Consider the following 5,699-nt stretch of genomic DNA (forward strand, 5'->3'; position numbering starts at 1 on the left):
ATGCCAACTTTAGAAGAAACCATTGCTCTCTACAAAGAACTCTTCTAAAAATCAAGTAGAGTAGACGGGACTTGTTCCTCAAAATATAAATAATATTGGAAAGAACTATCATTTTGGTAGTTCTTTTTTTAAAAATTTGCTATCCTAGACATATGAGAAAAATCAAAATTGATGTGGTTGTAGTTCCCTTGAGTGGGCATCTCTTCCCAACACTGAATTTACTTGCCCCCTTGTTGAAGGATCCCTTGTATGAGATTCGATTATTTACAGGACCGCAACGAAAAACTGTAGCAGAGGAGATGGGATTCCGGGTGATTCCCATTTTAGAAAATTGTGTAGATGAGTTTGAGCGTGTAGCCAACAATGAAGGTCAATTAAACCTGTTTTCTGCTTATCGACAGTTGTCAGCTAGTCTTGATTTGATCAATGTGGTTTCAGATCAATTAGTGCAAGAGTGGCAGGAAAATAGACCGGATATTGTGATTGCGGACTTTATAACCCTCTCTGGAGGACTTGTTGCGGAACAGTTGAACATTCCCTGGATTACCACGATGGCGACACAGTTTGCCATTGAAACGACAGATGGACCGCCTTGTTTCTTTGGAGGAATGGGCAGTCCAAAAACATCTTTCCAATCTGGTCTGCAATGGCTAGGAAGAAAAGGGACTCGTTTAGGGAAACGAATCGTAAGCTTTTTATTGAGAGAACGATTGAAACGTTACGATTTTAGGCTCTACAATCAGAAAGGTCAGGAAACCATCTATTCACCCTATTCCATCTTGGGAATTGGGATGAAAGAGTTGGAGCTGAAAAGCGGTTTTCCAGAGCACTACCTTTGGGTGGGACCTTTTGGCTCTTCGATTGAGAGGGCAGAAAATTATCCACTCGATTTGTCTCCTTATGCAGGTTATAAGAAGGTCCTTGTCTCCTGTGGCACTCAGCTAGCATGGGCTAAAGACAATCTCCTCTATCAGACACAACAATTGGCAGAAGCACATCCAGATTGCCACTTCTTTGTGACTCTGGGGTTTGGCGGACAAGACTTCCAATGTGAAGAGCTCATGGACAATGTTTCTGTGGTATCCTATCTTCCCTATAAGGAGTACATTCCTCAGATGGATTATGTGATTCATCATGGTGGTGCGGGTATTTTTTACCAGTGTATCATCTATGGTAAGCCTGCCTTGATTCTCCCCCATGACTATGATCAGTATGACTATGCAGTTCGTGGATTAGAGGCAGGGATTGCCTTGACTGCTAAACGAGAGGATACGGAAGCGATTGGACGTGCCTTTGATGAGTTGTTGGCTAGAGATGACTGGCCAGACTTGAACAGACTTAGTCGTGCAGCTCAAATCTATCAGCCAACAGAGATTCTGAAGAGCGAAATACATCGGCTCTTAGGGGACAAGGAGAAGTAAAAAATGAAGAAAGTATTGGTGACAGGTGCTACGGGCTTTCTAGGCAAGTATGTTGTTGAAGAGCTTAGTCAGCAGGGCTATCAGGTACGCGCTTTTGGACGCAATCGCAATGTGGGTCAGTCTTTAGAAAACTCCTCTGTGGCATTTTTTCAGGGAGATTTGACCAAGCAAGAGGACTTGGCTCGGGTTTGTCAGGGGATGGACATGGTTGTGCATGCGGGTGCTCTTTCTACCGTTTGGGGGCCTTGGGAGGATTTCTACCAGACAAATGTCTTAGGGACCAAGTATGTTCTGGATGCTTGCCGAGAGGCTGATATTCTGCGTTTGGTTTATGTGTCCTCGCCTAGCATCTATGCTGCGCCTCGAGATCAGTTAGCTATCAAAGAAAGTGCTGCGCCTCAGGAAAATAATCTGAACAACTACATTCGTAGTAAGCTGGCTTCGGAGAAGCTGTTTAAGGACTATCCCGATGTTCCGAGTATTATCTTACGACCTCGTGGGCTTTTTGGGATTGGGGATACCAGTATTTTGCCCCGAGTTCTCAAACTCAGTCAGAAGATTGGCATTCCCTTGATAGGGGATGGTCGTCAGCTCATGGATATGACCTGTGTGGAAAATGTCGCTCTGGCAATTCGCTTGGCACTAGAGGCCCCTCAAGCTAGTGGCGAAGTTTATAATATTACCAATGGGGAACCAAGAGCCTTTAAGGATTTGATAGAAGAAACCTTGAGAGGGTTGGGTTATCCAATAACATACAGAAAAGTGCCAGCTCCTCTTCTTTCAGTTATTGCCAGTAGTTTAGAGTTTCTGTATAAGGTATTAAAACTCAAAGGTGAACCGCCACTGACACGCTATACCTATTATCTGCTCCGTTATAGTCAGACGCTGGACATCAGCAAGGCGGAGCGAGACTTGGGTTATCGCCCTCAGATCAGTATTTCGGAAGGGATTGAACAATATGTCCAAGATTATCGAAAGCATTGATTATTTCCCAGCAGGCTATTGTACCAGCTACACAGGTTTGCTATTTAAGGGAGTTAAGAATCAAAAGATGACCTTTCCAGCAGGTGTTTTTCTTATCAAACACAGGGACAAGGGCTATCTCCTCTATGACACAGGCTATCATTACGATATTAAGACCCGGCTTCGCTATGGTTTCTATCGGCTAGGAACGCCCGTTCAAATGACGGAGAAGGACCAGATTTCACGTTTGCTGGAAGCGAAGGGAATCAAACCAGAAGAAATTAACTATGTTCTTCTATCACACCTACATCCAGATCATCTGGGAGGAGCTAGTTTCTTTCCTCGTGCAACCTTTATCTTGACAAAAGAAGTATATGAAGTCTACCAAAAACCCAAGTTGAAAGACCTGATTTTCAAGGAGTTTTTACCAGCTTCTTTTGAGAAAAATCTAACCATTATCAGAGCTGACCAGCAAGTTTCAACTTTTCCCTATCGTCCGATTTGTGATCTTTTCGGAGATGGCAGTATCCTAGTAGCCTCTGTTGACGGGCATGCTAGGGGGCAAGCCTGTCTATATTTTCCAGACCTTAATCTCCTCATTGCAGCGGACCTCTGTTGGGGAATTGACCTCTTACCTTACACCAAGCAGATGCACCTGATTCCTTCCTTGGTCCAGGATAATAGGGCCGACTATATCAGGGGGACAGAGTTTCTGGAGGAAGTCTTAAAGGCCGGTATTGAGGTAGTTGTTAGTCATGATCCTGTAGAAAGGATAGAGTCAATCTTACATGAAAAAAATAACCTTTCTTAAAACCTTTATCCAAACTCGTTGGCTTCATCATTTCAAATCTCGAGAAGCTGTAGAAAACTATCAGAAAAAGCAATTAGCCAACTATATGGACTTTTTAAAGCGAGAGTCTCCCTACTTTAAAAATGGGATTCCTAGCAACTTTGACCATATGGACAAGGCTTTTATGATGGAACATTTTAATGAGCTCAACACCCAAGGAGTGGATAGAGATGAAGCCTTATCCTTAGCTATTGAAAGTGAGAAGACCCGTGACTTCACTGAACTTAAAGGGGAAGTAGCCGTCGGTCTGTCTTCAGGGACGTCTGGACATCGGGGGCTCTTTATCACAACAGAGAAAGAGCGAAGTATGTGGGCTGCAGCTATCTTGGCAAAGATGTTGCCCAAGGGTCAGCTTTTTGGACACCGCATCGCCTTTTTCCTGAGAGCTGATAATGAACTCTATCAGACCATCAATACGGCGCTCATTCGTCTAGAGTATTTTGATATTTTCAAACATACAGATGAGCATATCGAGCGACTCAACAACTATCAACCAACGATTATTGTGGCGCCAGCCTCGATGTTGATTGAATTGAGCAAGCGTCTCAAGGATGGAGAGTTAGCTATTCACCCACAAAAAATCGTTTCGGTGGCGGAAATCTTGGAAGATAGTGATAGGGGACGGATCGCAGAAGCCTTTTCACTATCCATCATTGACCAAGTTTATCAGGCGACAGAAGGTTTCCTAGCCTGCACTTGCTCAGCTGGAAATCTACATCTCAACGAAGACATTATCTTTGTGGAAAAGCAGTATCTAGATGACCGCCGTTTTTATCCAGTGATTACGGACTTTAAGCGAAGTAGTCAGCCTGTTTATCGCTACCAGCTCAATGATATCTTGGTTGAAAATCCGGAGCCTTGTCCCTGTGGCTCCTACTATACACGGATTGACAAGGTCGAAGGACGCTCTGATGATATCTTCTACTTTGAAGGGCAGAATGGGGGACAGGTAACCATCTATCCAGACTTTATCAGGCGTTGCATCCTCTTTGTGGAGAATGTAGGAGATTACCAAGTTAAGCAACATTCCGAGAAATTAGTGGAAGTTTGTTTAAGCCGACGAGATGAGGACGTAGAGACAGCAATTTTAGCACAGTTCCAACTCTTGGCCCAGCAAAAAGAGTTCATAGTTCCTCAAATCCAATTTTCAGATTATCACTGGGATACTAGCCGTAAACTCAAACGAATCCAACGTTTATGAAAGGATAAAAGACAATGACAGAAGTAAAAAGACATGTAGAAATCGCAGGTTATGGTGTTTGCCTTCCCAAGCATACCGTCCAATTCAAAGACCAGACCCGTTATCGTGTAGTTGAAAATGAAGAAACGCAACTCGACTTGGCAGAGGTAGCGATTCAGCGTGCGCTTGAACATGCAAATTTAGATATTAAAGATATCGATTGCCTTGTATCAGCTAGTGCAGTTGGAGTTCAGCCTATTCCTTGTACTGCTGCCTTGATTCATGAGCGCGTGGCAAAAGGACTCTCTATTCCAGCTATGGATATCAATACGACCTGTACCAGCTTTATTTCTGCTCTATCGACTATGTCCCACTTGATCGAGGCGGGCGAATACAATCGTGTCTTGATTGTGTCTAGTGAGGTTGGTAGTTTAGGGCTCAATCCCAAGCAGAAAGAAAGTTTTGAACTCTTTAGTGATGGGGCAGCAGCCTTTATTTTCCAAAAAAGTCATCAGGAAAAAGGGGTCATTGCTAGTCTCCAACGTACTTGGTCAGAAGGGGCTCACGATACGGAGATTCGTGGAGGTCTGACTTCTTTTCAACCAAAAGAGTACTCTGAAGCGACGAAGACCAACTATATGTTTGACATGAAGGGGAAGAAAATCCTCCTCTTGTCTGCTCGTAAAATCCCAGTCATGTTTGAAGAGTTTCAAGAAAAAACACAGCTAGCCTTGGCAGACGTGGACTATATCATTCCTCACCAAGCAAGTCGTGCTCTTCCTTTGGTCATGGAAAAACTAGGTGTGGCTGAGGATCAGTACCTCAATCTCGTCACTGACTATGGAAATATGGTGTCAGTCTCTGTACCGTTTGGCTTGGCTTATTCTTTGGAGCATGGACTTATCAAGGAGGGAGATGTCGTCTACCTTATGGGGACTGCAGCTGGTATGACGGTCAATATGTTGGCTTTGAAATTGTAATAATCATCTAAACACGGAACGACTGGAACTTGAGCAAAGGTAAAAGGTTGCCATCTACCCCTGAACTGAGGTATACTAGTAGAAACATTAATTTATCAAGCAGTTAAGGAGAATGTTAGAAAAGGAAGGGGATGTATGACAGCTAGAAAAATGCAGCTACTCATGTCAAAATATGGTTTTAGTATTACCATCATGTTGGCAGAGTTGTTTATCGTCTTTGGTTTATTTCTCTATCTTGGGCAAATGGCTCCAATTGTCTGGATTATCCTAGTCATTTTAGTGAGCTTAGCGACTATTGTATCGAT

5 protein-coding genes and 1 pseudogene are annotated in these 5,699 nt (G+C 43.5%); all 6 read left to right on the forward strand.

Going from position 1 to position 5,699, the window contains the following annotated elements:
• Window positions 1-152 precede the first annotated feature (152 nt).
• The gene (locus GMD6S_RS07890) at window positions 153-1,421 is read left to right on the forward strand and encodes a glycosyltransferase (protein WP_001226466.1); all 1,269 of its coding nucleotides are present in this window, start codon (window positions 153-155) and stop codon (window positions 1,419-1,421) included.
• A gap of 3 nt (window positions 1,422-1,424) precedes the next feature.
• Window positions 1,425-2,405: an NAD-dependent epimerase/dehydratase family protein gene (locus GMD6S_RS07895; RefSeq protein WP_000757307.1), complete on the forward strand. Its 981-nt coding sequence runs from the start codon at window positions 1,425-1,427 to the stop codon at window positions 2,403-2,405.
• A complete protein-coding gene (locus GMD6S_RS07900) occupies window positions 2,380-3,195 on the forward strand; it encodes an MBL fold metallo-hydrolase (protein WP_000034634.1) in 816 nt (271 codons plus the stop codon). Before GMD6S_RS07895 ends, GMD6S_RS07900 begins: the two co-directional genes overlap by 26 nt.
• On the forward strand, window positions 3,173-4,435 hold the full coding sequence (locus GMD6S_RS07905; protein WP_000724365.1) for a F390 synthetase-related protein: 1,263 nt from the start codon (window positions 3,173-3,175) through the stop codon (window positions 4,433-4,435). The genes GMD6S_RS07900 and GMD6S_RS07905 overlap by 23 nt, the downstream gene beginning before the upstream one ends.
• A 14-nt stretch (window positions 4,436-4,449) precedes the next feature.
• Window positions 4,450-5,394 carry a 3-oxoacyl-[acyl-carrier-protein] synthase III C-terminal domain-containing protein gene (locus GMD6S_RS07910; protein ID WP_000141197.1) on the forward strand — a complete coding sequence of 315 codons (945 nt, stop codon included), beginning with the start codon at window positions 4,450-4,452 and terminating at the stop codon, window positions 5,392-5,394.
• Between the two features lie 135 nt (window positions 5,395-5,529).
• Window positions 5,530-5,699: pseudogene (locus GMD6S_RS12315) on the forward strand (cardiolipin synthase); the annotation flags it as partial.

The sequence above is a fragment of the Streptococcus sp. GMD6S genome (assembly GCF_000297015.1).